At 67.4% G+C, this 24,338-nt stretch carries 26 protein-coding genes and 1 riboswitch; of the genes, 14 read left to right on the top strand and 12 right to left on the bottom strand.

The window, feature by feature from the left end; translation table 11 throughout:
* Nucleotide 1 precedes the first annotated feature (1 nt).
* The 6 genes from ACFQXB_RS11190 to ACFQXB_RS11165 form a co-directional block, all read right to left on the bottom strand.
* Nucleotides 2-901, bottom strand: a complete 900-nt coding sequence (locus ACFQXB_RS11190) for an ABC transporter permease (RefSeq protein WP_377403400.1) — start codon at nt 899-901, stop codon at nt 2-4.
* Nucleotides 898-1,839: an ABC transporter permease gene (locus ACFQXB_RS11185; protein ID WP_377403398.1), complete on the bottom strand. Its 942-nt coding sequence runs from the start codon at nt 1,837-1,839 to the stop codon at nt 898-900. Before ACFQXB_RS11185 ends, ACFQXB_RS11190 begins: the two co-directional genes overlap by 4 nt.
* Nucleotides 1,836-3,455 (bottom strand): amidohydrolase, encoded by a 1,620-nt coding sequence (locus tag ACFQXB_RS11180; protein ID WP_377403396.1) that lies wholly within the window; start codon nt 3,453-3,455, stop codon nt 1,836-1,838. The genes ACFQXB_RS11185 and ACFQXB_RS11180 overlap by 4 nt, the downstream gene beginning before the upstream one ends.
* A 312-nt stretch (nt 3,456-3,767) precedes the next feature.
* Entirely contained in the window at nt 3,768-4,688 is a 921-nt protein-coding gene (locus ACFQXB_RS11175) for a LysR family transcriptional regulator (protein ID WP_377403394.1), read from the bottom strand.
* A 166-nt stretch (nt 4,689-4,854) separates the two neighbouring features.
* A complete protein-coding gene (locus ACFQXB_RS11170) occupies nt 4,855-6,204 on the bottom strand; it encodes an MATE family efflux transporter (RefSeq protein ID WP_377403392.1) in 1,350 nt (449 codons plus the stop codon).
* The gene (locus tag ACFQXB_RS11165) at nt 6,191-6,817 is read right to left on the bottom strand and encodes a TetR family transcriptional regulator (protein WP_377403390.1); all 627 of its coding nucleotides are present in this window, start codon (nt 6,815-6,817) and stop codon (nt 6,191-6,193) included. The genes ACFQXB_RS11170 and ACFQXB_RS11165 overlap by 14 nt, the downstream gene beginning before the upstream one ends.
* Between ACFQXB_RS11165 and ACFQXB_RS11160 the strand changes: the two genes are divergently transcribed.
* From ACFQXB_RS11160 to ACFQXB_RS11145, 4 genes are read left to right on the top strand one after another with little or no spacing between them, the layout of a single operon-like run.
* A complete protein-coding gene (locus ACFQXB_RS11160; RefSeq protein WP_377403388.1) occupies nt 6,800-7,219 on the top strand; it encodes a hypothetical protein in 420 nt (139 codons plus the stop codon). The genes ACFQXB_RS11165 and ACFQXB_RS11160 overlap by 18 nt on opposite strands.
* 21 nt (nt 7,220-7,240) lie before the next feature.
* Nucleotides 7,241-8,827 carry a flavin monoamine oxidase family protein gene (locus tag ACFQXB_RS11155; RefSeq protein ID WP_377403386.1) on the top strand — a complete coding sequence of 529 codons (1,587 nt, stop codon included), beginning with the start codon at nt 7,241-7,243 and terminating at the stop codon, nt 8,825-8,827.
* A 12-nt stretch (nt 8,828-8,839) separates the two neighbouring features.
* Complete coding sequence (locus ACFQXB_RS11150) at nt 8,840-9,229, top strand: c-type cytochrome (RefSeq protein ID WP_377403384.1); 390 nt, start codon at nt 8,840-8,842, stop codon at nt 9,227-9,229.
* Nucleotides 9,230-9,251: 22 nt separating this feature from the next.
* Complete coding sequence (locus ACFQXB_RS11145) at nt 9,252-9,740, top strand: RidA family protein (protein ID WP_377403382.1); 489 nt, start codon at nt 9,252-9,254, stop codon at nt 9,738-9,740.
* Between the two features lie 53 nt (nt 9,741-9,793).
* Here ACFQXB_RS11145 and ACFQXB_RS11140 read toward each other — a convergent pair whose 3' ends face one another.
* Nucleotides 9,794-10,756: a PRC-barrel domain-containing protein gene (locus ACFQXB_RS11140; RefSeq protein WP_377403380.1), complete on the bottom strand. Its 963-nt coding sequence runs from the start codon at nt 10,754-10,756 to the stop codon at nt 9,794-9,796.
* A gap of 203 nt (nt 10,757-10,959) precedes the next feature.
* Here ACFQXB_RS11140 and ACFQXB_RS11135 point away from each other — a divergent pair, with 203 nt between their 5' ends.
* The gene (locus ACFQXB_RS11135) at nt 10,960-11,187 is read left to right on the top strand and encodes a hypothetical protein (RefSeq protein WP_377403378.1); all 228 of its coding nucleotides are present in this window, start codon (nt 10,960-10,962) and stop codon (nt 11,185-11,187) included.
* A 396-nt stretch (nt 11,188-11,583) separates the two neighbouring features.
* Here ACFQXB_RS11135 and ACFQXB_RS11130 read toward each other — a convergent pair whose 3' ends face one another.
* The 3 genes from ACFQXB_RS11130 to ACFQXB_RS11120 all read right to left on the bottom strand — a co-directional run bounded on the left by ACFQXB_RS11130 (nt 11,584) and on the right by ACFQXB_RS11120 (nt 14,854).
* On the bottom strand, nt 11,584-12,090 hold the full coding sequence (locus ACFQXB_RS11130; RefSeq protein WP_377403376.1) for a ferritin-like domain-containing protein: 507 nt from the start codon (nt 12,088-12,090) through the stop codon (nt 11,584-11,586).
* A gap of 10 nt (nt 12,091-12,100) precedes the next feature.
* Nucleotides 12,101-13,423, bottom strand: a complete 1,323-nt coding sequence (locus ACFQXB_RS11125) for a cytochrome P450 (RefSeq protein WP_377403375.1) — start codon at nt 13,421-13,423, stop codon at nt 12,101-12,103.
* 261 nt (nt 13,424-13,684) lie between these two features.
* Nucleotides 13,685-14,854, bottom strand: a complete 1,170-nt coding sequence (locus tag ACFQXB_RS11120; RefSeq protein WP_377403373.1) for an HWE histidine kinase domain-containing protein — start codon at nt 14,852-14,854, stop codon at nt 13,685-13,687.
* A 185-nt stretch (nt 14,855-15,039) separates the two neighbouring features.
* On the opposite strand from ACFQXB_RS11120, the gene ACFQXB_RS11115 reads away from it, so the two are divergent.
* A complete protein-coding gene (locus tag ACFQXB_RS11115; RefSeq protein ID WP_377403371.1) occupies nt 15,040-15,372 on the top strand; it encodes a hypothetical protein in 333 nt (110 codons plus the stop codon).
* A gap of 799 nt (nt 15,373-16,171) precedes the next feature.
* Here ACFQXB_RS11115 and ACFQXB_RS11110 read toward each other — a convergent pair.
* Nucleotides 16,172-16,705: a chemotaxis protein CheD gene (locus ACFQXB_RS11110; RefSeq protein WP_377403369.1), complete on the bottom strand. Its 534-nt coding sequence runs from the start codon at nt 16,703-16,705 to the stop codon at nt 16,172-16,174.
* Nucleotides 16,702-17,670: a CheB methylesterase domain-containing protein gene (locus ACFQXB_RS11105; protein ID WP_377403367.1), complete on the bottom strand. Its 969-nt coding sequence runs from the start codon at nt 17,668-17,670 to the stop codon at nt 16,702-16,704. Before ACFQXB_RS11105 ends, ACFQXB_RS11110 begins: the two co-directional genes overlap by 4 nt.
* 187 nt (nt 17,671-17,857) lie before the next feature.
* On the opposite strand from ACFQXB_RS11105, the gene ACFQXB_RS11100 reads away from it, so the two are divergent.
* From ACFQXB_RS11100 to ACFQXB_RS11065, 8 genes are all read left to right on the top strand, one after another.
* Nucleotides 17,858-19,192 (top strand): protoglobin domain-containing protein, encoded by a 1,335-nt coding sequence (locus tag ACFQXB_RS11100; RefSeq protein WP_377403365.1) that lies wholly within the window; start codon nt 17,858-17,860, stop codon nt 19,190-19,192.
* A 45-nt stretch (nt 19,193-19,237) separates the two neighbouring features.
* A riboswitch (TPP riboswitch) is annotated at nt 19,238-19,341 on the top strand.
* Nucleotides 19,342-19,393: 52 nt separating this feature from the next.
* The gene (gene thiD / locus ACFQXB_RS11095; RefSeq protein WP_377403363.1) at nt 19,394-20,194 is read left to right on the top strand and encodes a bifunctional hydroxymethylpyrimidine kinase/phosphomethylpyrimidine kinase; all 801 of its coding nucleotides are present in this window, start codon (nt 19,394-19,396) and stop codon (nt 20,192-20,194) included.
* Nucleotides 20,187-21,164, top strand: coding sequence for an FAD-dependent oxidoreductase (locus tag ACFQXB_RS11090; RefSeq protein WP_377403361.1), 978 nt, complete (start codon nt 20,187-20,189; stop codon nt 21,162-21,164). The genes thiD and ACFQXB_RS11090 overlap by 8 nt, the downstream gene beginning before the upstream one ends.
* Complete coding sequence (gene thiS / locus ACFQXB_RS11085; protein ID WP_377403359.1) at nt 21,148-21,345, top strand: sulfur carrier protein ThiS; 198 nt, start codon at nt 21,148-21,150, stop codon at nt 21,343-21,345. The genes ACFQXB_RS11090 and thiS overlap by 17 nt, the downstream gene beginning before the upstream one ends.
* Nucleotide 21,346: 1 nt before the next feature.
* Nucleotides 21,347-22,111: a thiazole synthase gene (locus ACFQXB_RS11080; RefSeq protein WP_377403357.1), complete on the top strand. Its 765-nt coding sequence runs from the start codon at nt 21,347-21,349 to the stop codon at nt 22,109-22,111.
* Nucleotides 22,108-22,704: a thiamine phosphate synthase gene (locus ACFQXB_RS11075; RefSeq protein ID WP_377403355.1), complete on the top strand. Its 597-nt coding sequence runs from the start codon at nt 22,108-22,110 to the stop codon at nt 22,702-22,704. The genes ACFQXB_RS11080 and ACFQXB_RS11075 overlap by 4 nt, the downstream gene beginning before the upstream one ends.
* Complete coding sequence (locus tag ACFQXB_RS11070; protein WP_377403353.1) at nt 22,701-23,678, top strand: ThiF family adenylyltransferase; 978 nt, start codon at nt 22,701-22,703, stop codon at nt 23,676-23,678. The genes ACFQXB_RS11075 and ACFQXB_RS11070 overlap by 4 nt, the downstream gene beginning before the upstream one ends.
* On the top strand, nt 23,675-24,328 hold the full coding sequence (locus ACFQXB_RS11065; RefSeq protein WP_377403351.1) for a TenA family protein: 654 nt from the start codon (nt 23,675-23,677) through the stop codon (nt 24,326-24,328). Before ACFQXB_RS11070 ends, ACFQXB_RS11065 begins: the two co-directional genes overlap by 4 nt.
* The last annotated feature ends 10 nt before the right edge of the window (nt 24,329-24,338 follow it).

Genomic DNA, 24,338 nt, shown 5'->3' with positions numbered 1-24,338 from the left:
GTCATGATCTGAGACGCGGGTCGAGCACGTCGCGCAGCGCGTCGCCGGTGATGTTGGCGGCCAGCACGATGATGAAGATCACCACCGAGGGGATCACCGCGATATGCGGTGCGAACAGAAGGAAGTCGCGGCCCTGTGCCGCCATCATCCCGAGCTCGGCCGCGGGGGGCCGCGCCCCGAGGCCAAGAAAGCTGAGCGCCGCGCCCAGCAGGATCACCTGCCCGAAGCGCAGGCTGATGAAGATCATGATCGACGAGATGCAGTTGCGCAGCAGGTAGCGCCGGAACAGCGCCCCGTCCGACAATCCCACCGCGCGGCCAGCCTCGATGAATTCCTGTTCCATGATGCTGACGGCGATCGACCGGGCGATCCGGGCACAGTCGGGCACCGTGGCGATGGCAAGGGCGATGATGACGGGCAGCGTTCCCGGCCCGAAGACCGCAACCAGCGCAAGGCCAAGAAGGATCGCCGGGAAGGACAGCATCATGTCAACCAGCCGCATGATGTAGGGGTCGATACGGCGGTAGAAGGCCGACAGCAGGCCAAGAAGCGAGCCCGCCACACCGCCCAGACCCACCGCCACCACGCCGATCAGCAGCGTGAGCCGCGTTCCGTGCAGCACCCGGCTGAAGATGTCGCGGCCCTGCCCGTCGGTGCCGAGGATATGGTCCCAGCTGCCGCGCTCGGACCAGACAGGCGGTGTCATCACCGAACGGCTGCTTGTTGCGGGATCGTAAGGCGCGATAAGCGGGGCGAGAAGCGCGCCCAGGACGATCAGCCCGAGCGTCGCCAGCGCGAGCGCCGCCGCGCGATCGGCAAGAAGCCTGCGCCACCAGCTGCGGCGGCGCGGCGTGTCATCGCGGGGCGTGTCGGTCGTGGTGTCGGTTGCGGTCGCGCTCATTTCTTCTGCACCCGCGGATCAAGGGCTGCGTAAAGCACATCCACGATCATGTTGATGAAGATGAAGGCCAGCGCGAGCACGAGGATCGTGCCCTGCGCCAGCGGGAAGTCCGATGACAGGATCGCCCCGACGGCAAGCCGTCCGATGCCTGGATAGGAAAAGATCGTCTCGGTCACCACGGCGCCGCCCAGCAGATAGCCGGCCTGCAGCCCGACCAGCGTCACCACCGGGATCAGGGCGTTGCGCAGGCCGTGGCGCAGGATCACCCGGCCTTCCGCCAGGCCCTTGGCGCGCGCGGTGCGCACATGGTCCAGCCGCAACACCTCGAGCACGCTTGATCGCGTCATCCGCGCCACGGGTCCGATGAAGATCAGCCCCAGCGACAGTGCCGGCAGCGCGATGTGGCGCAACCCGTCAACCGTCCAGAGCGGACCGCCGCGCCCGATGAAGGGCAAGAGCCTCAGCTGCACGCCAAGTACCTGGATCAGCACAAGGCAGATGAAGAAGATCGGCAGCGATACGCCCGCGACCGAAAAGGCCATGATCGCCCGGTCCACGAGCGACCCGCGCCAGACGGCGGCCAGCGTGCCCATTGCGATGCCCAGCGGGATCGACCAGATCAGGCAGGCCAGCATCAGTTCGGCCGTGGGGCCGATGGCCGCGCCCAATTCGCTCAGCACCGTCTTGTTCGAGATCAGCGAGCGGCCGAAATCCCCCTCGGCCACGCGGCCGAGATAGCGGAAGAACTGCACGAAGACCGGATCATCAAGCCCCATGCGTTCGCGGATCTGGGCCACGACCTCGGGCGGGGCCTGCGGCCCGGCCAGCACGCGGGCCGGATCGCCGGGCGCAAGCTGCACCAGCATGAAGCCCAGCAGCAGCACACCGAACAGGACCGGGATCGACAGGATCAGGCGGTTGAAGATCGTCTCGATCATGCGGCGGCCCGGTCAAAGACGACGTGCCCGCCCAGGATCGTCAGATCGCAGCGCGCCTCCAGCAGGGTTTCGGGATCGCCGGCGAACAGATCGCGGTCGAACACTGCGATATCCGCCAGTTGCCCCGGGACAAGCTGACCCTTGCGCCGTTCCTCGCCGCTCGCATAGGCAGAAGCCGAGGTATAGGCGTGCAACGCCTCTTCCAGCGTCAGGCGCTGGTCGGGGCCGATGAGGGTGCCGCGGTTCGTCTTGCGGGTGACCATGTTGTAAATGCCGGGCAGGGGCGCGATCTCGGTCACCGGGCAATCGGTCGAGGCCGAGGGGTTCAGCCCGGCGTCGATCCAGGTGCGGTAGGGATGCGAGGCGGCGACGCGCTCTTCCTCCAGAACGCTGAGGTAGAGGTCTCCGAAGTAATACATGAATGAAGGTTGCGGCGCGGGGATCACCTGCATGTCGCGCATCCGCGTCATCTGGTCGGGGCGCAGCCAGCCGCAATGCTCGATCCGGTGGCGGCGGTCGGGGGCGGGCGTGTCGGCCAGCGCGCCGGCATAGGCGTTCAGCACCTGGTCGATCGCCGCATCCCCGATCGCGTGGATCGCCATCTGATAGCCGGCGCGATGGGCGGACAGCACCATCTCGGACAGCTCTTCCTGATCGGGGATGCAGAGGATGCCGTGATCCTCAGAACCTTTGTAGGGCCGGGTCATGGCGGCGGTGCGTCCGCCCGCGCTGCCATCGGTGAAGATCTTCACCGGGCCGATGCGGAACATGTCATCGCCCCGGCCTGTCACCAGCCCCGCAGCCTCGGCCTGGGCAAGGATGGATCGTGTCTTGTCGCCCATCAGGCAGGCATAGGTGCGCACCGGCAGACGCCCTTCGCGGTGCGCGCGCTGATAGGCCAGCATCTCGGTCCAGCCGTCGCGGATGCCCACGGCGGCCTCCATCACCGAGGTGATGCCATAGGTCAGAAGATCGCGCCCCGCGCGTTCGATCGCAGTCACCAGCGTCTCTTCCGAGGCGGCGGGCATGACGGCCATCACCGGTTCGCGCCCGGTTTCCGCCAGAAGGCCGCTCAGCTTTCCGTTCTGACGCTCGATCAGTCCGCCCTCGGGCGAGGGGGTGGCTTCGGTGATCCCGGCCAGCGCCAGCGCGCGGCTGTTGGCGACGGCAAGATGACCGCAGGTCCGGACGATATAGACCGGATGGTCGGGGCAGGCCGCGTCCAGCTCCTCGCGCCAGGGGTGGCGCTTTTCATCGAACAGGAAGTGGTCATAGCCGCGCCCGATCACCCAGCCGCCTGCCGGCGTCTGCGCCGCGCGGGCCCGCACGGCATCCAGAAGCGCTGGCAGCGTCGGGGCGGCAGCGGGCCGCAGATCCACTTCGGCCATGGCGGTGCCATAGGGCAGCAGGTGCATATGGGCATCATTCAGGCCCGGAACGGCAAGACGGCCCTGCAGATCAATCACGGTGGTGGCGGGGCCGATCATGCTGCCGATCTCGGCAGCTGTCCCGGTGGCGAGGATCTCTCCCTTGCCCGCCGCGAGGGCTTCGGTATGGCCAAGGCCCAGGCCACACCAGATTTTCCCGTTTGTCAGAACCAGATCGGCCTTGGTCACGGGCGGCACCCGAAGCGGAAGGGGCCCGCTGGGCGCTTGGCAGGGCTATGGGTGGGGTGGGACATGGGACGGAGACCTCCTGCGGCCGGACAGTGACGATCAGCTTATAGGAGAGTTAAGGCGCGGCCGGTGGCACGCGTCAATCGCCCTGTCGCAGAAGCGGTCGGACCTGTGAGGCACGCAACCCGCGGAGGTATTTTATGAGCCGGATCAAGGCAGTGCCCGGCGGTTTGCCAAATTAACAAGCAGAGGTAGAACGGGAAGCTGCTTATTAATTTCGTAATTGATTCATTCGGAGCGCCTATATCACGTTCAGAGCCGGGGCAGCGGCGGCGTCGCATGCAGACGGCGGCGCAGGGTCTCGATCACCTGGGCGGCCAACGAGGTGGCGCTGTTTCCGCTGCGGGTGACGGCGATCACCGCGATGCGCGACACGGGCGCAAACCGCCGCGCGACAACGGCAAGCCCCGAGGCCGCTGCCGCCGTGTAGGGATCGACCACCGAAACCCCAAGCCCTGCGTTGACAAGGGCACAGGCCGTCTGGCCATACCGGGTCTCGATCCGGGGCAGATAAGGCACGCCGGCAGTGGCAAAAGCCGCGGTCACCTGCTTGCCGATCGTGGTCTCGAGCCCGATCAGGGGGTGATCGGCAAGGTCCGAGGGCGTCAGCACCGCGCGGGCCGCCAGCGGGTGATCGCGCGGCACGACCGCGACCAGTTCGGCCTCGGTCAGAAGGTGGCTTGTCAGGCCCGGGTTCTGGAGCGGCCCAAGGAACACGCCAAGATCCGCCGCGCCGCTTTCCACCGCCTGAAGCACAAGGCCGATGCGTTGCACCGAATAGCGCAACTGCATCCGGTCGCGTCCCGCCAGAACTTCGCGCAGGGCATGGGGCAGGACCGTATGACCCAGCGGCGGCGTGGCGGCGATGCGCAACCGGCCCGTGCGGGCATGCTTGAGGTCGCGCACCTCCTCTTCCAGCGCGCGCAGCATCGCGAAGATCGGTTCGCTTTCCTGCACGAGAAGCAGCGCCTCCTCGGTCGGCCGCAGGCGGCGGCCGATGCGCTCGAACAACGCGAGGCCCAGCTGCCGTTCCAGCGCGCGGATCGCGTTCGAGACTGCCGGTTGCGAAATGCCCAGATGCTCGGCCGCGCCGACCGTGGTGCGATGCTCCATCACCGCGCCGAACACCTCGAGATGGCGCAGGCTCAGGTCGTTGCGGCGGTCAATGCGCATGGCGGCGCCCCGAACGCAGGGACGCGAGGGATGCCGCGGGCCGACGCCTGCGTGCGGTGGCCGCGGCTGCGCGGCATGGCGGTCGGATCTGCGGCATCAGCGCTCCCTGCCTGTGCGGGACGAGGCTAGGCAGAAGGCGCGCCCTCCGCAAGCCATCGCCGCGGTATCAGACGAGCGCGTGGATCGTCTTGCGCCGCCAGACGAACCAGTAGAACGAGCCCTGCATCACCATCATCGCCCCGAACGAGGCGACATAGCCCCACCAGATCCCCGGCAGGCCGATCATGTTCGACAGCACGATTGCCACCGGCAGTTCGACGGCGACGATGGCAAAAAGCCCGATCAGCATCGGCACCAAAACGGTGCCCGAGGCGCGCATGATTCCCGAAAAGATCGTGCCCGCCCCGAACATCAGCGCCGACCAGGTGATGATGTGCAGCAGCTGCTGGCTGAGCTCGATCACCTCGGGGTCGGTCAGGAACAGCGACACAAGGTGCCGCGACCCCGCGTAGGTCACGGCCACCAGGCTTCCGGTCAGCACAAGGTTCATCACCATCGCGGTGCGCAACACCTCCGAGAGCTGGTCTGTCCGGCCGGCGCCGATCATCTGTGCGCCAAAGACCGAGGCGGCGATCGCGATCGACAGCGCCGGAAACTGCACATAGGTCAGAACCTGGGCCACGGCGCCATAGGCCGCGGTGGCCTGAAAGCCGAAGCTGTTGACCAGCCCGACGATGACCAGCCCGGCCATCGACCCCGCCACCACCTGCACCCCCGTCGGCAGGCCGATGCGCAGCACCAGCCACAGCAGACGCAGATCCGGCACCAGCTTGCGCAGCAGTGCCCGGTCTGGCGCCATCGGGTGACGGATACGCACCAGAAAGACCGCCAGCGCCAGCAGCGCAAGGCCGAAGGCAAGGCCCGAGGCCAGCGCCGCTGCCGGTGCGCCCATAGGGGCAAAGCCAAGCCAGCCGCGGATCAGCGCCGGCGTCAGCAGCGCCGCGAGGACGGTCGCGAACAGCTGCGCAAGCAGCGGCGTCATCGTGTCCCCGGTGCCGCGCAGCAGCGAGGCCGAGACAAGGAACAGGAAGGTCAGCGGCATGACCAGAAAGCTGGTCCGGGCAAAGGCGATCGCCTCGGGCAGGATGGTTTCCGGCGTGCCGAGCCCGCCCATGATCGCGGGGGCCAGAATGCCGCCGGTGGCCGCGATCAGGACGCCGCCGACAAAGGCCACGCCCAGGGCCGTGCCGGTGATCGCCTGCATCTTGTCGCGCTGCGCGGCCCCGAACGCCTGCCCGATCAGCACGGTGGCGCCCGCCGAAAGGCCGATCAGGAAGGCGATGAAGAAGAAGGCCACCGGAAAGAACACGGCGGCTGCGGCCAGCGCCTCGACCCCCAGCATGCGGCCAAGGAAGATGTTGTTGATCGTCATCGACAACGACTGAAGGATGTTCGTCGCCATCAGCGGCAGAAGAAAGAACAGGAACGGCCGCCAGAGCGGTTCAGAGCGGGGCATGGGCGGATCCTGACGGGGAAAACTGCAGAAGAAGGGCGCCCAGATCGGGCAGACGGCTCAGCACGCGATCCAGCACCTGGGCCAGCGGTTCGTCATGTTCAAGCCAATGGTCGAGGGCAATGCGCGCGGCATCCAGCGTGAGCATCGCAAGATAACGCGCAAGAACCGGGTCGTCGGGCAGGCGCTGCGCCACGAGCCGCTCTACCCCCTCGCGCAGCGCGAGGATCGAGCCCTGATGCAGCGCGAGGATCTTGGGCTGGGTCCGTGCAAGGCTGCGCAGGATGCGGAACCGTTCGCGTGCGTCTTCGAGCGCGAGCAGATGCGCCCGCATCAACGCGGCAAGATCGGTCGGCACCGCGCCTTCGGCGGCAAGAAACCGTGCTACGGCTTCGGCCGGCAGGGCGGGCGGCGGTCCGACGATCGCGGCCTCCTTGTAGGGATAATAGTTGAAGAAGGTGCGTGGGCTGATGCCGGCCTCGGCGGCAATCGCCTCGGTCGTCACCTGGTCGAAGCCCTGTGCGCAGACCAGCCGCAGCGCCGCGGCCTGGATGTCGCGTGCGGTCTGGCGACGTCGCCGGTCGCGCAGGGAAGGGGGATGTCTGGTGTCGGTCATGAAATTTGCAGTTTGTGCAAAGGCTACCTAGGCTGCATCAACCCGAGCGTCAAGATGCTGCAGGTGCAGAAGGTCCGGTGTGAAACCGGATCAAGAAATTTGATGGGCCGCGTGGTTGACATGAACCGGGGGTTGTATAGCCTTGAACCCGACAACAGCGGAGGTGCCCCTCTGCCCAGTGGGATCATACGTCACCTGGCGATGATCCTGCGGCGACTGCTGATAATGATCCAGCAAACACAGCAGGTTACGGCGGGCATCACTAAGGAATTCGCGTTCAGCGATAACGACCCCCTTCCAGGGGATTGGATCGCGCATGTCGGAATGCTCCACCAGAGGTGGAAGCGTGACCCCCTCGCCGCTTTGCTGCGGCGCGGCACGCCGGCATGCGCCCGAGAGTGATGGCAGCAAGAGGGAACGGAAATGTCAGAACCGCAACTCGCCCCGACACGGCGACAATTGCTTGGGATGATCGGCACGGTGGCCGGCGCTTCGGCCATGTATCAGGCGATGGCAATGCTGGGCGTGGCCCATGCCTCGCCTTATACCGGGCCGGTGCGGCTTGAGGGCGATCCGCAGGGGGCCACGGTTCTGGTGCTGGGCGCCGGGCTTGCCGGAATGGTGGCCGCGATGGAACTGCGCGCTGCCGGCTATTCGGTGCAGGTGCTGGAATACCGCGAAAAGGCCGGTGGCCGTTGCTGGACGCTGCGCGGCGGGGACCGCTACACCGAACTTGGCGGGGCCGAGCAGGAAGTGGCCTTTACCGAGGGCAACTACTTCAACCCCGGTCCCTGGCGCATTCCCTATCATCACCATGCGGTTCTGGACTATTGCCAGCGCCTCGGGGTCGAGCTGGAGCCGTTCCTGCAGGACAACCGCAACGCCTATCTGCACTCCACCACCGCCTTCGACGGTACGCCGCGCCGGCAGCGCGAAATCAGCGCCGATTATCGCGGCCACGTGGCCGAGCTTCTGTCCAAGGTGACCGACCAGGGCGCGCTGGAACAGATGGTAAGCGCCGAGGATCGCGCGCTGCTGCTGGAATCCCTGCGCAGTTTCGGCGCGCTGGACAGCGAGATGCGTTACCAGCGGTCGAGCTCGGCCAGCGGGCGGCGCGGCTATGAACGTGCGCCCGGTGGCGGGGTGGAGGGCGAACCGATCCCCAACGATCCGCTCGATCTGTCCAGCGTGCTGCAATCGCGGCTCTGGCAACATCTGTCGGCCAGTGACTCGATGAACACCCAGATGCCGATGTTCCAGCCGCGCGGCGGCATGGACATGATCGCCCAGGCCATGCAGCGGGAGGTCGAGGATCTGATCCGCTTCAACACCCGCGTCGTGGCGCTTGAACAGGACGACGAAGGTGTGACGGTCACCTTTGAGGACCGGCGCAGCCCCGGCAGCACCGAACAGCTGCGCGCCGATTACTGCGTCTGCACGTTGCCCTTCTCGGTGCTGGGGCAGGTGGACCACAACCTGTCGGGCCCGCTGTCGAATGTGATCGACACGATGCATTACGCAAGTTCGATCAAGGTCGGGCTCGAATTCGATCGCCGCTTCTGGGAAGAGGATGAGCAGATCTTCGGCGGCATCACCTATACCGATCTGCCGATCTCGATGATCAGCTATCCCTCGAACGACTATTTCCGCCGTGGCAGCGGCGTTCTGCTGGGGGCTTACAGCTGGGGGGCCACATCCTATCAGTTCAACGCGCTGCCGCCCGAAGACCGGATCGCGCGTGCACTCGACTATGGCGCGCAGATCCATCCGCAGTACCGCGACCATTTCACCAGCGGCGTTGCCGTCGCCTGGCACCGGGTGCCCTGGGTCATGGGCTGTTACGGCATCTGGCAGGACAAGGCCGCGCAGTATCAGGATGCCGTGGCGATGGATCGGCGCGTCGTGATGGCCGGCGAACATCTGTCCTATCTGCCGGCCTGGATGGAGGGGGCAATCCTGTCCTCGCTCGATGCGATTTCGCGGCTGCATGACCGCGTGGTCAATGGCTGAAGGAGAGAGATCATGAAACCTGTCCTGACACTGTTCGCCCTTCTTGCAGCCCTGCCTGCCACGGCACAGGAGCTTGAGCCCGAAGCCTGGTTCGCCAGCCGGTCGGCCCTGACGCAGCAAAGCGGTGCCGCGATCTATTCGGCCGTCTGTGCCGGATGCCACATGCCCGACGGCCAGGGCGCCGAGGGGGCGGGCCATTACCCGGCGCTTGCCGGCAATGACCGGCTTGAATTCCCCGATTACGCGATCAGCCTGACGATCCATGGCCAGAAGGCGATGCCGCCCTTGGGCGGGGTTCTGAACGATGACCAGATCGCCGAGGTGGTGAGCTTCATCCGCACGAACTTTGGCAATGACTATGCCGACCCTGTGACGGCCGAAGCCGTCGCCGCCCACCGTTGACCCATCCTCAAGGAGATAACCGATGAAGACACGTATCGTCGCAGCCCTGGCTGCCGCCATGGCCCTGGCCACTCCGCTGCAGGCCGAGGTGATCCGCCATCCGATCCCGAATTCGGACTTTCCGATCCTGCGCGCCGTCGAGATCCCGGCCGATGCGACGCTGGTCTACCTGAGCGGCGCGGTGCCGCGCGTGGTCGATGAAACCGCCGAGCGTGGCACCCTTGCCGCCTATGGCGATACCGAGGCGCAGACCGTGACGACGCTCGAGTCCATTTCGGATACGCTGGAGAGCCTTGATCTGTCGCTGTCGGATGTCGTGAAGATGCAGGTTTATCTGGTCGCGCCGGATGCCGACACCCCGATGGATTTCGCGGGATTCATGAACGGCTATCGCCAGTTCTTCGGAACCGAGGCGCAGCCGAACCTGCCCACGCGATCGGTCTTTCAGGTGGCCGGCCTGGCCAATGCGGGCTGGCTGGTCGAAATCGAAGTGGTCGCCGTGCGGCCCTGACTTGCAGAAGGCCCGCCCCGGGGCGGGCCTTCCATGATGTCGTTGCGAAGGCGTTACTGATTGGCAGCGGGCGCGGTTTCACCGCCCGTCGCACCAGTGCCACCGCCCAGGCCATCGGCGCCACCGTCGCCCAGCGTGCCGTCAACCGGAACCGGGCCATCTGCGCCGTATTCACCCGTGCCACCTTCGGCTTCGGGGGTATATTCCGGCTGGGCTTCAAGCTGCTCCTCGGTCCAGGGCAGATAGACCCGCAGGTCATCCTGACCGCTGCGGAAGATCTGCAGTTCCTCGAACGGAACAGCCACGTCGCGGGCGCCAAAGCCGAGGAACCCGCCGACGTTCAGGATCACGGCGGTGATGCTGCCGTCCGCCTCCAGCACCAGATCCGAGATGCTGCTGATGTTTTCATCATTGGCGCCGTAGACCGTCTGCCCGGTCAGGGTCTCGGCCGTCAGGGTTCGCGGATCGTCGAAGGGTTCGAAGCCATCCGGCGGGGTCACGCCCGCAGCCCCGGTCGGGCCGCCCAGGTCGGCGGCGGGTGCCTGCGGGACGGGATCGGTCGTCGCGGCAGGTGCGTTCGCATCCGGCGCGCCCTGGGCGGCATCGGGCGCGGTGCCGGGTTCTGCACCGGGTTCCGCATCGGACGCGGCATCCGGGCCTGGATCCGGCAGTGTGCCCGCGCCCCCGGTGCCCCCGGTCGGATCGCCGGGCGCGGGGTCAGGCGAATTGGTCCCGGGCGAGGCCGCTCCGGGCGTCGTGCTTTCGGGGGAAACCTGTGTCGGTTGTTCAGCCTGCGGCAGGATCGGCGTGTTGCGGGTCGGATCATCCTGGGTGCCGCCGGTGGCGCCGCCCGCGGTGCCGCCCGTCGTGTCCATCGCGCTGCCGTTGGTCGCGCCCTCTTCGGTGGGCGAAACGATATCGGTGTCGGTCTCGGTAGTGGCCTGCTGGGCGACGGCCGGGAAAGCTGCCACGGAAGCAAGAAGCACCGATGACATGAGTGTATTCTTCATCTTCATCACGATCTCCTCTGGTTGCGTTGCAACAACAACCGCCATCGCGGGTTTTTGTTGCACGGATTGCGTCCAGGGCAGTCCTTGGGGCGGAACTGGCGGGATTCTGCGCAGAACGCACGCCCCGCGACGGAGGATCGCGGCGACGGAACCGCGCCGCCCGCCCGCGGGTTGAACCTCAAGGACCCATCAAGGAAAAGGAGTCGACGATGACATCTTCCTCCAAGGATCATTCCGGCAGGTCAGGCGCGGCCGCCGGGCCGAACGGTCAGCGGCACGAGGCCCTGAAGAAGGATTTGCAGGACGAGTTGGAGAACGAAGTGCCCGAGGAATTCGAGCATCCGACCTTCCCCGAGGGCGCCAAGGCAAGGGGCAAGGATGCCGACGGTCTGGACGAAGATCCGATATATGGCGCGGGCGAGGGCAGCAAGGACTGACCCGCCGCAGCATCCGCAGCAAGAACAGGAAGGGCCAGGACGCCGGTCGTGGCCCTTTTCGGCTGTGCGGCGCCGCGATCGGGTGCGGGACGGACCTTTGGGCAAAATGGGCGGGGCAGGATGGGCCCATCGGCCGCGGTCTGCCCGGCAGCCGGATTTCAAGCCGCCACGCTCATCCTGCCCCATGCCTGACCTGCCGCGCCATGCGCCTCGTGTGGCATCGTTGCCCGGCGATCTCCGGCGATGCGCAGCCGCGCGCCTGCGCGCGGCCCCGCCCAACGGGATGAGGCGCGCAGCGCCGAAGACGGGCGGGAGCGCCCCGGCCCCGGTCATGCGGGCAGAAGGAAGCCCGGGCGATCGGCCCGGGCTTCGGTCTTTCATGAAGCGGTCGTGGCCTCAGCGCTTGGCGTCCAGATCGGCCTCGGACCGGCCCAGGAAGCTGCGCGTCAGCGGATCGAGGTTGTCGAGCAGCCAGTCTGCCATGGCTTCCTCTTCCTTCAGAATGCCCCGCAGCACCGAAACGGCTTCCGCATCATCCAGCAGTTCTGCGGTGGTGATCAGGATGCGATAGCTCGCGATCTCCATATGTTCGAAGGCATAGCTGAACATCGCCCCCTTCATCACCTCATCGCTGGCGAACACGCCGCTCAGGTCCTGGAAGGTGGCCGTCATCTTGCTGGTCATGTCCTTCAGCGTCGAGGCGCTGGTATCATAGCGCTCCAGCAGCCGGGCGATGGCTTCGGCCTGTCCTTCGGTTTCGCGGATATGCTGTTCGATCCGCTCCCGCAGGGCCGGGTAGTTCTCGATACGTCCTGCCTGCCCCTTGAGCATGGTCAGTGCCTGTTCTTCGGCGGCATGGGCATCGCGCAGCCAGTCCACGAAATTCTTCCGGATCTCTTCCATGAGAATGCTCCTATTCTGTCGCCAGCGGCTCGGCCCGGCGGGCCGCAGTTTCCGCTGGCGGCTGTGTGCATCCTGAACCGCCCGGCTCGGGCAAAGTTCCATCGCGTCCGCCCGCTCGGCGGATCCCGGACAGGATGAGCCGGCTGCGCGGCACGGCAGGCCCCGGCCCGGCGCAGGGGCGCAGATCCTGGGGCGGCACCGTCCAGTGCAGATCATGGCACAGGCCCGCCACGGCTTCGGCCATCAGCGCGACTGTCGCGGCCTCGCCGGGGCAGCGATGCGTGAGGGCCACCTCGCCCCCGCCCTGGGGCACGAAGCCGGGCTCTGCCTGTCGCCAGGACAGCATCCGCTCGGGACGGAAGCGGGTGGGTTCGGGGAAGCAGCCGGCATCGAGCAGGGGGCTTCGCAGGTCCAGCAACACCGTCCGGTGCGACGGGATGACATGCCCTGAAAAGGGCAGGGGGGTGACGCTTCTTGCCGCAACGACGGGGGCGAGCGGCGTGATGCGCCGGACTTCCTCGACAAAATCCTCGATGAGCCCGGCGTTGCCGGCGCGAAACAGGGCGCACCAGACCGGTTCGCGCACCAGGGTCAGGGCGGCGGCGATGATGTAGTCGCTTACGGCCGTCACGGCGCAGATGATGTCAACAAGGTCATCCGCGCTCTGCCGAAGCGGCCCGCCCTGATCCGCGGCGAGCATCTGGGCGAGCGGCGAGTCCGGCTGCGGCCGGAACCGCCCCGTTCGCGCTGCGTAAAGATGTCGGCAGAGCCGCCGCACGAGCCGGTAGCGCAGAAGCGGTGCCTGCCGCCCGCGGCCGGAGGCGCGCGCAAGGGCGGACAGCTGGCTCTCGCCAGCCTCGTCAGGTTCCAGACCGCACCAGCGCCAGCCCACCCGAGCAAGCAGCGGCGTCAGGGCGTCGCCGAGGATGAGGCGCTCCTGCCTTTCCCAGCCGGGGAGGGCCGCGGCCCATTCGCTGCGAAACAGCTCGGCAAGCGCCGCGGTGCGGCCGGGGGCCATCAGCAGACGGATGAACAGCGCCTTGCGCGCCTGATGCGCCGGGCCTTCGGTCTGGCTGATGCGGCCGCCATGATCGGGCAGGCGCAACAGTCTGCGTGGGCCAGGGCCGAGCCGGCGCAATCCGGTGCCGCCATAGAACAGCGCAAGCGCCTCGGGGCCGCGCAGGCAGATCACCGGTTGCAGCCAGAGGCGCGTCTCGAAGATGTCGCTTCCCAGCCTTTCGGCGCGGCGCGAAATGAATTCGGCTCCGTCGCGAAAATAGTCGCGGGTCGCGTCCGGGACGGGATCACGGGGGATGGTCGACAGGCGGCGCATCGTCAGGTGCCTCCGGATGGGGCGGCGCCCTTGAAGGGGCGATGCAGGCAAAGGGTGCGGGGCGGCAGGCAGATCGGCTGCGTTGTCATCGGCTTCTCCTTCCGACGGTCCTCCACCAGGGCTGCCCCGCCCGGAGCACCGGGCAGGGCAGCGGCAGGATAACACCCGTCCCGTTCCTGCGTTCCCGAAAAACGCCCGGCCCCGCGCGCCGACATCGGCATCGGCCAGAAACTGCCTGCGGCGACAGCGCTCTGCCCACGTTCAGGTCGCGCCTGTGCGCCGCAGGCTCTGCGGGTCAGGGGGCTGTGCATCGGGGCGGATATCTGCCGCTGGCGCGGGCTCGGCGCTGCGATGGCCAGGAAAGGCGCCAGCGCGAAGCTCGCATCGCAGGCCATCGGGAAGAAAGGCAAGCTCGACCGTGCCGCCAAACTCGGCGGCAAGTGACTGACGGATCAGAAAGCTGCCGAAGCCCTGTTCGGCGGGCGGCGCCACCGGTGGCCCGCCGCTTTCGCGCCAGACCAGACGCAGATGCTGCGCCGGGCTGTCGAGGCGCCACCTCAGGTCGATCCGGCCGCTTTCCCGCGAGAGCGCGCCATATTTGGTTGCATTCGCGGCCAGTTCGTTGAGTGCAAGGGCCAGGGCAAGCACCTGGCGCCCGCCGATCGGATGCCGCGGCCCCGAAAGGGTGATCCGGTTCCGTCCCTGACGGAAAGGGGCAAGGCTCTGATGCACCACGTCATGGATACAGGCGCTTTCGATATCTTCCAGCATCAGCAGCCGCTGTGCCTGATCCAGGGTGCGAAGGCGCCGCGAAAGCTGATCGCGCACCGCCTCGACCGTGGCCGCGCCCCGGCAGCTCTGCTGGACGATCACCGTGACGATCGCAAAGATGTTCTTGATCCGATGCAGCAATTCGCGATTGCGCAGCCGGGCCTGCTGTTCTGCGGTAACGCGGACCGTGGTCGGCACCAGGGTGCCGACCGTGCCATCGATCCGGCCTGCCGTGCCCCGCAGCGGGCTGACGGCGACGGTGAAGAACGCGATCCCGGGCGCATCGCTGCGCCGGACATGCAGGGCCGCATCTTCCAGTTGCGCCGCCCGTCCGTCCAATGCGCCCCGGGTCAGCTGCGCAACCGTCCCCCAGTCCGCGCCCCAGAGCCTTTCGGGCGTCTGGCCAAGCATCTGTGCCTCGTGGCCGAAGGACGTGCTGAAGGCGTCGTTGAACAGCACCGCCGCCTCTTTTCCGGCAGCCCCCTCTTGCCAGGTCAGGAACTGCGGCAGGGGTGCATCGATCATCATCTGCACCGCCTGGCGCAGCGGCTCGGGCCAGTTTTCCGCCGGGCCGAGGGCGCTGCGCGACCAGTTGCGGTTGCGGATCGCCTGCGCCACGGGCCCGCCGGTTTCCGTGAAGATGATGGTTGTTTGCGTCATCGCCGCCCCGGAACTGCCCGGGCGACACACCCGGGGGTGATATGATCTTGGTCGCCTCGCCCTCAAGTAGATCAAGGTTCGGCATCCCAGACAACGAAAACCTGATGATGCGCGACGAAATCTCGCGGAACCTTCACCTGTCCGCACCTGTTTCAGTCCGTGATGCAGAAGCGAAGGACAAGGCGATGAGCCAGAAGGACAAGATGACCGCCGACCGTCTCAGGGCCGAGATCGACCGGGGCGCGGCCGGTGACAAGATCCCGTTTTCCGACCCTGCGGCGGCCCCTCTGGGTACGGATGACGAGGCCGCAGGAACGCCGCCGACGCCTGAACAGCTTGAACATGCCCGGCGGGCGGAACTCGCCGGCCGCGCCGATGCCGACCTGCCGCGCGGCAAGATGCGGGCCGAGAACAACCGCACGATCGGTCAGCGCCAGGGGCCGCTTCTGTCCGGACCGCTGATCATGGTCGGGCTGGGGGCGGTGGTGGTTGTCATCCTTGCCCTCCTGTTTCTCTAGCAGGGCGGCAGATCAGGGGCCTTGCCAGACTGGAAACGTGAGCCGGTCGGGCGCCGCGGATGGAGGGGCCTGCGCCCTTGCCCGGCCCCTGGAATGCCACCCGGGCAGTGCATGGGCGCGCGCTTGGCCCGTGCCCAAGGGGCTTTCGCCGCTCGCCTCCGTCATGTGAGGGGGGCACCCGACCGATGACCATCCGCGGAACCTGCGCCACGCCGCCTCCGGGCGCGCAGACCCGAGAGGCCAAGCCATGGAGTGCTGGGATGCGGGCCGGACGCGGCAGAACCTGCGCCCGCGTCCGCTGGCCCCTCCGCGCAGGCTGGTCGCACCGATCTGCGTGCCCAGCGACAGCCTCAGATGCAGATCGTCGGTATCGATCCGGCCCGAGGCGCCATCCAGCGACAGCGCGCCGTGACCGAAGCCGACCATCCCGCCCAGGATTGTCCCGCCCGCTGTGGCCGCATTTACCCCAGGCAGCCATGCATTCAGGGTTTCAAGGCCTGTGCCGGGCCATCCTCCTGCCCGGGCGATGGCGATCCCCTGCCGCCTCCTCGAGGCGCCGGTCCTTCGCCCTTGGCGATGGCGGGTGCTTCCGGCGACGGATCGGATGATTGCCCTTGACGCTTGCTCGAAGATGCCTGCCAGCCGACCGTGGGGGCTTCGCATCATGCCTTCAGCCGCGGGCGCTGGCACGCGGTTGAAGCAAGCCCGGCGCGGCCGTGGAGCTTAGGCGGTCCGCGCTGATCGTGAAGGTGCCGTGAGGGGCGCGCCATCGCTTTTGCTGCTTTGGCGGCAAACGGATCTAGAACAGCGTGACCGACCCCGGATCAGCGCTGGGTGGGCCGGTGACGCGATCTGGAACGACCGGCGGCGCTTCGTTGGTCCCGATCAGGGCGATCTGGGCCTGTCCGGTGCTGGGCCAGAAGCGCACCTTCCGGCCCTGGGTGCCGCCCACGCTTTCACCGACACAACGGATGTTCTCTCCGTTCAGGAACCAGCGCGCGAAATCGACATTATCCTGGCCGATGTTGCGCAGGCCCGGCAGCATCCTGCCACCGCCGAAGATCTTCGCTTCAAGGCGACGGCGATCGGCCCCCTCCTTGAGCAACGCGTTGATCATCTGCTCCATCGAATTGACGCCATAGCGCAGGCTCGCCTTGTCCTCGAAGGCGCCGCCAGGCAGCAGGAAATGGTTCATCGCCCCGACGCCGACGACCGGGTCATAGACGCAGGTCGCCACGCAGGAGCCAAGCAGGGTGCTGAACAGATCCTGCGGCCGCCGCGACAGACGGTATTCGCCCTGCAGGACATGAATGGTGTTCGGAGGCGTGGTCATGGAAGGGCGCTCGTTCGTTTCTGGGCGATCTTGGTGCAGGCCCGGAGGATGGCGTTGCCGATCAGGCGGTCGGGCAGGATGTCTTCGGCCGCACCAAGTTCGGCCGCGACGCGGGGCATGCCATAGACGGTCGAGCTGCCCTCGTCCTGCGCGATCGTGTGCCAGCCGCGCTGGCGCAGGCTCAGAAGCCCCTGGGCCCCGTCGCGGCCCATGCCGGTGAGCAGAACCGCCACACCCGGTGCGGCCCGATGTTCCACCGAGCGGAACAGCGCATCGACCGAGGGGCGATGACCCGTCACCTTCTCGCCGGAAACCAGGCGACACTGCGGCACCGGCTGGGGCCGGAATTCAAGATGGTGCTGATCGCCGGGCGCCAGATAGACGCGGCCCCGCTGGATGGGCGCGCCGGTCCAGGCCTCCATCACCTCGGGCTGCGAGATCCGGTTCAGCCGATCGGCGAGGCCCGCGCTGAAACTGCCGCGAATGTGCTGGACAATAAGCGTCGGCGGGCAATCGGCCGGGAAGGAGGCAAGGATCTGCTCAAGCACCGTCAGGCCGCCGGTCGAGGCGCCGATACAGACCAGGGGCAGGTTTTCGGCAGGAAGGCCGACGGCGCCCGCGCCCTGCGTCTGGCGCAGGCGATCCCCGATTCGCGCCGCCAGCTGGCAGAACTCGTCGCTGCCCGTGCCGGTACGACCGGCGTCCAGTTCCGATTCGGGCAGCGCAAGGACCGACAGCCGCCGTTGCGCGATTTCCGGGCGCGCACGTTCCAGATCGGCGGAATCGGCCGGTCCGCCCATAACCAGCACCACTGCCTCCACCTGATCGATGGCCTGGCTCTTGAAGGCGACGGGCAGGGACACCACCGCATCCAGAACCACGAGATCAGGCTGGCGTTTCAGGGCCTCGGCCAGCTTCAGCGATCGGATCGGGCGACGGTCAATCAGAAGGATCTTTCTTGGCAAATTCTGCTCCTTGCGCAAACCGTCCCGGGGGGGGCGCCCCTATCCTGGGTGCTACGGCAAAGCCGTTAAGCATTGGCTAATTCCGGTGGCCGGGAGGCGCGACATTCCCCACGCGTCTTAACCGGGCCTTAAGGCCCGTCGTGATTGTTGCGAAAACCACCTTCATGATGATTAATCGGAGTAACGAATGACGAACGAGATGGCGGAGCGGCTCGACTGGTTCGGGCTGGACCGGCAGGACATGCGTTGTGCCTTGACCGAAGCTGCGCGCCTGGTTGGCCCGGAGCTTGACGGCGTTCTGGGCCGTTTCTACGCGGCGGTCGCGGCGAATCCGGTCTGGGCGGCGCATTTTCACACCCCCGGGATGATGGAGCACGCCCGCAACGAACAGCATGCGCATTGGCGTCGGTTGCTGTCGGGCCGGTTCGACGAAGACTATGTCCGTTCGGCGGAACGGATAGGAAAGGTGCATTTCCGCATCGGGCTTCCGCTCAAGCAGTATCTGGCAGGATATGCTGCCGTCACCGCCGATGTGCAGCGGCTGATTCTGCAAGGGTGCACCCGGCGCTTTGGGCGCGGCGATCTGACCCGCGCCCAGCGGCTGAGCGAGGTTGTCAGCCGATGCTTCGTGCTTGACATGGAAATCGCCGTCACGGCCTTTCACCAGGCGCAGAAGGACCAGTTCCTGTCCCGGATCGCCGAGTTGTTCGACAATCAGGTCGCCGGCATTGTCGAATCGCTTGCCGGAAGCGCCGGCGATCTTGCCGGGGCCGCGCGGGGCATGCTGGCACAGGCCGATGCGAGCGCGCGGCTGGCGCAGGGTGCGGCCAGCGCCGCCGAGGAATCGGCGGCGAACGTGCAAAGCGTATCGAACGGAACCGGCCAGATCTCCGAGGCGGTCCAGACGGTTGCGCAGCAGATCGCCCGCGCGACCGAGATTTCTGCGACCGCATTCGAGCAGACGCGCGCCACAGACGAGATCGTGCAGAGCCTGCGCGCCTCGCGCGAACGGATCGGCAGCGTGGTGGAACTGATCGCCGACATCGCCTCGCAGACCAATCTGCTGGCGCTGAATGCCTCGGTCGAGGCGGCGCGGGCGGGGGATGCCGGGAAGGGCTTTGCCGTCGTGGCCTACGAGGTCAAGCAGCTCTCGATCCGCACGGCGGATGCGACCGAGGAGATCCGCCGCCAGATCGGTGCCATGCAGGCCGAAACCGCCGCCGCCGCCGAAACACTGCGGCGGATCGCCGAGACGATCTCGGAACAGGATCACGTGGCAAGTGCGCTGTCGCACAGCATCGATGTGCAGCGCGGCGCGGTGGTCGACATCAGCAACAACGCCGTCGCAACGGCGCGCGGCACCGAAACGATGGCGCGGATGATCGAGAAGATGAGTTATTCCGCCGCCGAAACCGAGAAGCTTTCGCGGACCATCACGGGTGGTGTGGAGCAGGTTCTGTCGGCGCTTGGCGGGCTGCGCGCGCAGGTCCAGGGCTTTCAGAACGAGATCCGGATGTCGTGATCCAAATTCCCTTGCGTGGCCCCGCCGTCCCGCGCTAGGTTCCCTGTGAAACCGTTGGGGTGCCCGTTTCAGGGCTGAGAGGTGCAAGGCATCAACCCATCGAACCTGATCCGGGTCATACCGGCGGAGGGAACGGTCAAAGGGCGCGCTGCGGCCCAAAGCCCCCTTGCCATGATCCGTCAGGAGAATTGGGGAAGGGGAATGACAGCGATAGCCCTGACGATTGCCGGCTCGGATTCGGGCGGTGGCGCCGGAATTCAGGCCGATCTCAAGACGTTTTCGGCGCTCGGCGTCTATGGCGCCAGCGTCGTCACCGCGCTTACCGCGCAGAATACCCGGGCGGTGACCATGGTCGAACCGGCCAGCCCGGCGATGATTTCCGCGCAGATCACAGCGGTTTTCGACGACCTCGCGGTGGGTGCGGTCAAGCTGGGGATGCTGGGCGGGCCGGCGGCGATCCGCGCGGTAGCGCAGGGCCTTGCCGGTCGCAGTGTCCCCGTGGTGCTGGATCCGGTGATGATCGCCAAATCCGGCGCCACGCTTCTGCCCGACGAGGCGATTGCCGCCTTGCGCGATCTGCTGCCGCACACTGCCCTCCTGACCCCCAATCTGCCCGAGGCGGCGCGGCTTCTGGATTGTGCCGTCGCCAGGGATCTGGAAGATATGGAGGTGCAGGGAAGGGCGCTTCTGGCGCTGGGGCCAGACGCGGTGCTGATGAAGGGCGGCCATGCCGAGGCGCCGGACTGCACCGATCTTCTGGTTCTGCCTGAACAGACCCTTCGGTTCACGGCGCCCCGCCAGCAGACGCGCAACACCCACGGCACCGGATGCAGCCTTTCGGCCGCCATTGCGGCCGGGCTTGCACAGAACCTGCCGCTGGCACAGGCGGTAAGCCGCGCCCATGGCTGGTTGCAGGCGGCGATCGCCGCCGCGGACCGGCTCAAGGTGGGCGGCGGTCATGGCCCGGTGCATCATTTCCACGGGATCTGGGCCGATGACTGAGGTTACCATCCTCGGCGCCGGCGTTGCGGGTCTCTGCGTGGCGACCGAACTGGTCGCGCGCGGGATCGTGCCGCATCTCGTGGATCCGGGCGCAGGGCCGGGGCCGGAGGCCTGTTCCTGGTGGGCGGGCGGAATGCTTGCGCCGTTTTGCGAAGGCGAGAGCGCGGAAGAACCCGTGGTTCGCCTTGGTCAGCAGGCCGCGGACTGGTGGGCGCGGCATACCGGCCTTGTGCAGCGGCAGGGAACGCTGGTGCTGGCGCCCGAGCGTGACCGCGCCGAACTTGCGCGCTTTGAACGTCGGACCACCGGCCACAGGATGCTGGAGGGGGACGAGCTGGCGCGGCTGGAACCCGATCTGGCCGGCCGCGCCCGCAGGGCCCTGTTCTTTCCGGACGAAGCGCATCTTGCACCGCGTGCCGCGCTTGCCGCCCTGGCGACGCAGCTGCAGGCCAGGGGTGTGACGATCATCCCCGATGCGCCGCCGGCCCCCCGCATCATCGACTGCCGGGGCCTTGCCGCGCGTGACGTGCTGGCGGATCTGCGCGGTGTCAAGGGCGAAATGGTCGTGCTGCGCTGCCCGGACATCACGCTGGCCCGCCCCGTCCGGCTGTTGCATCCGCGCCACCCGCTTTACATCGTGCCGCGTGGGGATGGCGTGTTCATGCTGGGCGCGACGCAGATCGAGGCAGGCGAGCGTCGTCGCGTGACTGCCCGGTCACTGCTGGAGCTTCTGTCGGCCGCCTATGCGCTGCACCCCGCCTTTGCCGAGGCCGAGGTGCTTGAAATCGGCGTCGATGCTCGCCCGGCCTTTGCCGACAATCTGCCCCGGATCCGCCGGCGGGGGGCCGTGATCCATGTCAACGGCTTGTTTCGCCACGGCTTTCTCTTGGCGCCAAGCCTCGCGGGCATGGTGGCCGATTATCTGACCCAGAACATCATACCGGAGGTCATGGATGAAGATCGAGGTTAACGGAGCACCGCAGACAGTGTCTGCGACAACGCTTGCCGCACTGCTTGTTGAACTGGATCTGGCCGAGGCCCGGGTCGCCACCGCCGTCAACGGCCAGTTCGTGCCGGCGGCCGGCCGGGTGGATCAGCCGCTGTCCGAGGGCGACCGGATCGAGATCCTGTCGCCGATGCAGGGGGGCTGAGATGCGGGCTTTCTACGGCATCGAGCTGGCATCTCCGTTGATGCTGGGCACGGCGCAATATCCGTCACCCGCCATCCTTGCCGAGGCGTTCCGACACTCGGGCGCCTCGGTCGCAACCGTGTCGTTGCGGCGCGAAGCCGGGGCAGGGCAGGATTTCTGGGCGCTTATCCGCGACCTTGGGGTGCGGGTCCTGCCCAACACGGCCGGCTGTCACACGGCGAAGGAAGCCGTGACCACGGCCCATATGGCGCGCGAACTGTTCGATACCCGCTGGATCAAGCTTGAGGTGATCGGCCACAGCGACACGCTGCAACCCGATCCCTTCGGGCTGGTCGAGGCCGCGCGCATCCTGTGCGACGACGGCTTCGAGGTCTTTCCCTACACAACCGAGGATCTGGTTCTGGCCGACCGTCTGGTCGAGGCCGGCTGCCGGGTGCTCATGCCCTGGGGTGCGCCGATCGGCTCGGGGCTTGGGCTGAACAATCCCTACGGGCTGCGCAGTCTGCGGGCGCATTTCCCTGATGTGGCGCTGGTGGTCGATGCGGGGCTGGGGCTGCCAAGCCAGGCAGCCGAGGCGATGCAGCTGGGCTATGATGCGGTTCTTCTCAACACCGCCGTGGCGCGGGCGGGCGATCCGGTGGCCATGGCGCGGGCCTTCGGCCTTGCAGCCGAGGCCGGGCGCCTTGCCCATGCCGCCGACCCGATGGAGCCGCGTGATATGGCCGCGCCCTCGACCCCTGTCATCGGAAAGGCCTGGCTGACATGACGATCGCGCGGTTCTACCCGATCTTCGACAGCCCGGAATGGCTGGAGCGGATGCTGCCGCTGGGCGTCCGTTTCGTGCAACTGCGCATCAAGGACCGCCCCGAACCCGAACTCCGTGCAGCGGTGCGGCGCGGTCTTGCCATCGCCCGGCATCATGGCGCGCAGCTTGTCATCAACGATTACTGGCAGATCGCCATCGAGGAAGGGGCCGACTGGCTGCATCTGGGGCAGGAGGATCTGGATCAGGCCGACATGGCCGCGATCCGCCGCGCGGGCCTCCGCCTTGGGCTGAGCACCCATGACCCGGCCGAGCTTGACCGGGCGCTTGCACATGCGCCGGATTATGTGGCGTTGGGGCCGGTTTATCCGACGATCCTCAAGGCGATGAAATGGGATCCGCAGGGGCTTGCGCGGGTCGGAGAATGGAAGCGCCTTGTGGGCGACATCCCGCTTTGCGCGATCGGCGGCATGACGGTGGAACGCGCGCCCGGCGCCTTTGAGGCCGGGGCCGACATGGTATCGGCGGTGACCGACATCACGCTGCACCCCGATCCCGAGGCGCGCGTGCGCGCCTGGCTGCAGGTGGCGGCATGAGCCGTTATGCCCGCCAGGCCATGCTGCCCGAAGTCGGGCCCTCGGGGCAGGCGCGGCTGCGTGCGGCTCGGGTTCTGGTGGTCGGCGCCGGCGGGCTGGGGGCGCCCGTTTTGCCCTATCTGGCGGGCGCGGGGGTGGGGGCGATCACCATTGTCGATCCCGACCGGGTCGAGCTAAGCAACCTGCACCGCCAGACGCTGTTCCGCACCGCTGATCTGGGTCTGCCGAAGGCAGTTGCCGCGCAGGCCACGCTGGCGGCGCTGAACCCCGAGATCACGCTGCGCGCCGAGGTCCGGGCGCTTGATCCTGCCAGCGCGGATGCGCTGCTGTCCGGGCAGGATCTGGTGCTGGACTGCGCCGACAGTTTCGCGGCGAGCTACGTCGCCTCGGACGCCTGCCGCGATCGGGGGCTGCCGCTGATCAGCGCCTCGGCCTTGGGGCTTTCGGGCTATGCGGGCGGGTTCTGCGGGGGCGCGCCATCGCTGCGTGCGGTCTTTCCGGATCTGCCCGACCGGGGCGCCACCTGCGCCTCGGCCGGGGTTCTGGGGCCGGTCGTGGGGGTGATCGGTGCGGTTCAGGCGCAGATGGCGCTTTCGGTGCTGCTGGGCCTTGCGCCTTCGTCGCTGGGGCAGATGGTGACCTTTGATGCCGCAACCTGGCGTATGAGTGGCTTTCGCTTCGACACGGCGCCCGAGCCTGCCGCGGGCCTGCGCTTCGTGGCCCCGTCACAGATCCGTGTGGAGGACCTTGCCGTCGATCTGCGCCAGCCCGAGGAAGGCCCGCTTGTGGTGCCCTGGGCGCTGCGGATCGCCCCGCAAGATATCGATGCGGACCGGCTGGGCCTGGCACCTGGGCAGCGGCTGGTTCTGTGCTGCCAGTCGGGGCTGCGCGCCTGGCGCGCGGGCCGGGCGCTTCAGGACCGGCTGAGCAATGAGATCGTTCTGGCCGCCCTGGCCGAGGAGATCCCCCGATGAGTCCGACCGAGGCACTGCGCGCAAAACATGCCGCCGACTGGCAGGCGATCACCTGCCACCCCTTCACTGAGGCGCTGGCGCGCGGTGATCTGCCGCTGGATGCGATGCGATGGTATCTGGTGCAGGATTACCGCTTCATCGAGGATTTCGTGCGGCTTCTGGCCCAGGCGATTGCCCATGCCCCCAGCCTTGCCGATGCCGTGCCGGGGGCGCAGTTTCTTGCTGTCATCACTGGCCCCGAAAACACCTATTTCCAGCGCAGCTTCGACGCGCTTGGCGTGGTGGAGGCGGGCCGGGACCAGCCCGAAGCCGCGCCCACGACAGCCTTCCGCGCCCTGATGCGCGACGCAGCGGCCTCGGGGTCGCATGCCCGGATGCTGGCCGTTCTGGTGGTGGCGGAATGGTCCTATCTCGATTGGGCCAGCCGCGTTGCGCCGGGATCGGCGGATCTGCCGTTCTACTTTGCCGACTGGATCACCCTGCACAGCGGTCCGGGGTTCGAGGCGGTCGTTGACTACCTGCGCGGGCAGCTTGATGCCGCCTGGCCCGGCCTTGCACCGGCGGAACAGGCCGCCGTGGCACAGGCCTTCGCCCGCGCCGTCGCGCTGGAACGGCAGTTCTTCGATGCCGCCTGGGCAAGAGCAACATGACATTTGCAAC

Origin of the sequence: Halodurantibacterium daqingense, assembly GCF_042666235.1 — a bacterium.
GTDB lineage: Bacteria > Pseudomonadota > Alphaproteobacteria > Rhodobacterales > Rhodobacteraceae > Halodurantibacterium > Halodurantibacterium daqingensis.
This window is presented reverse-complemented; position numbering and strand designations above follow the sequence as displayed.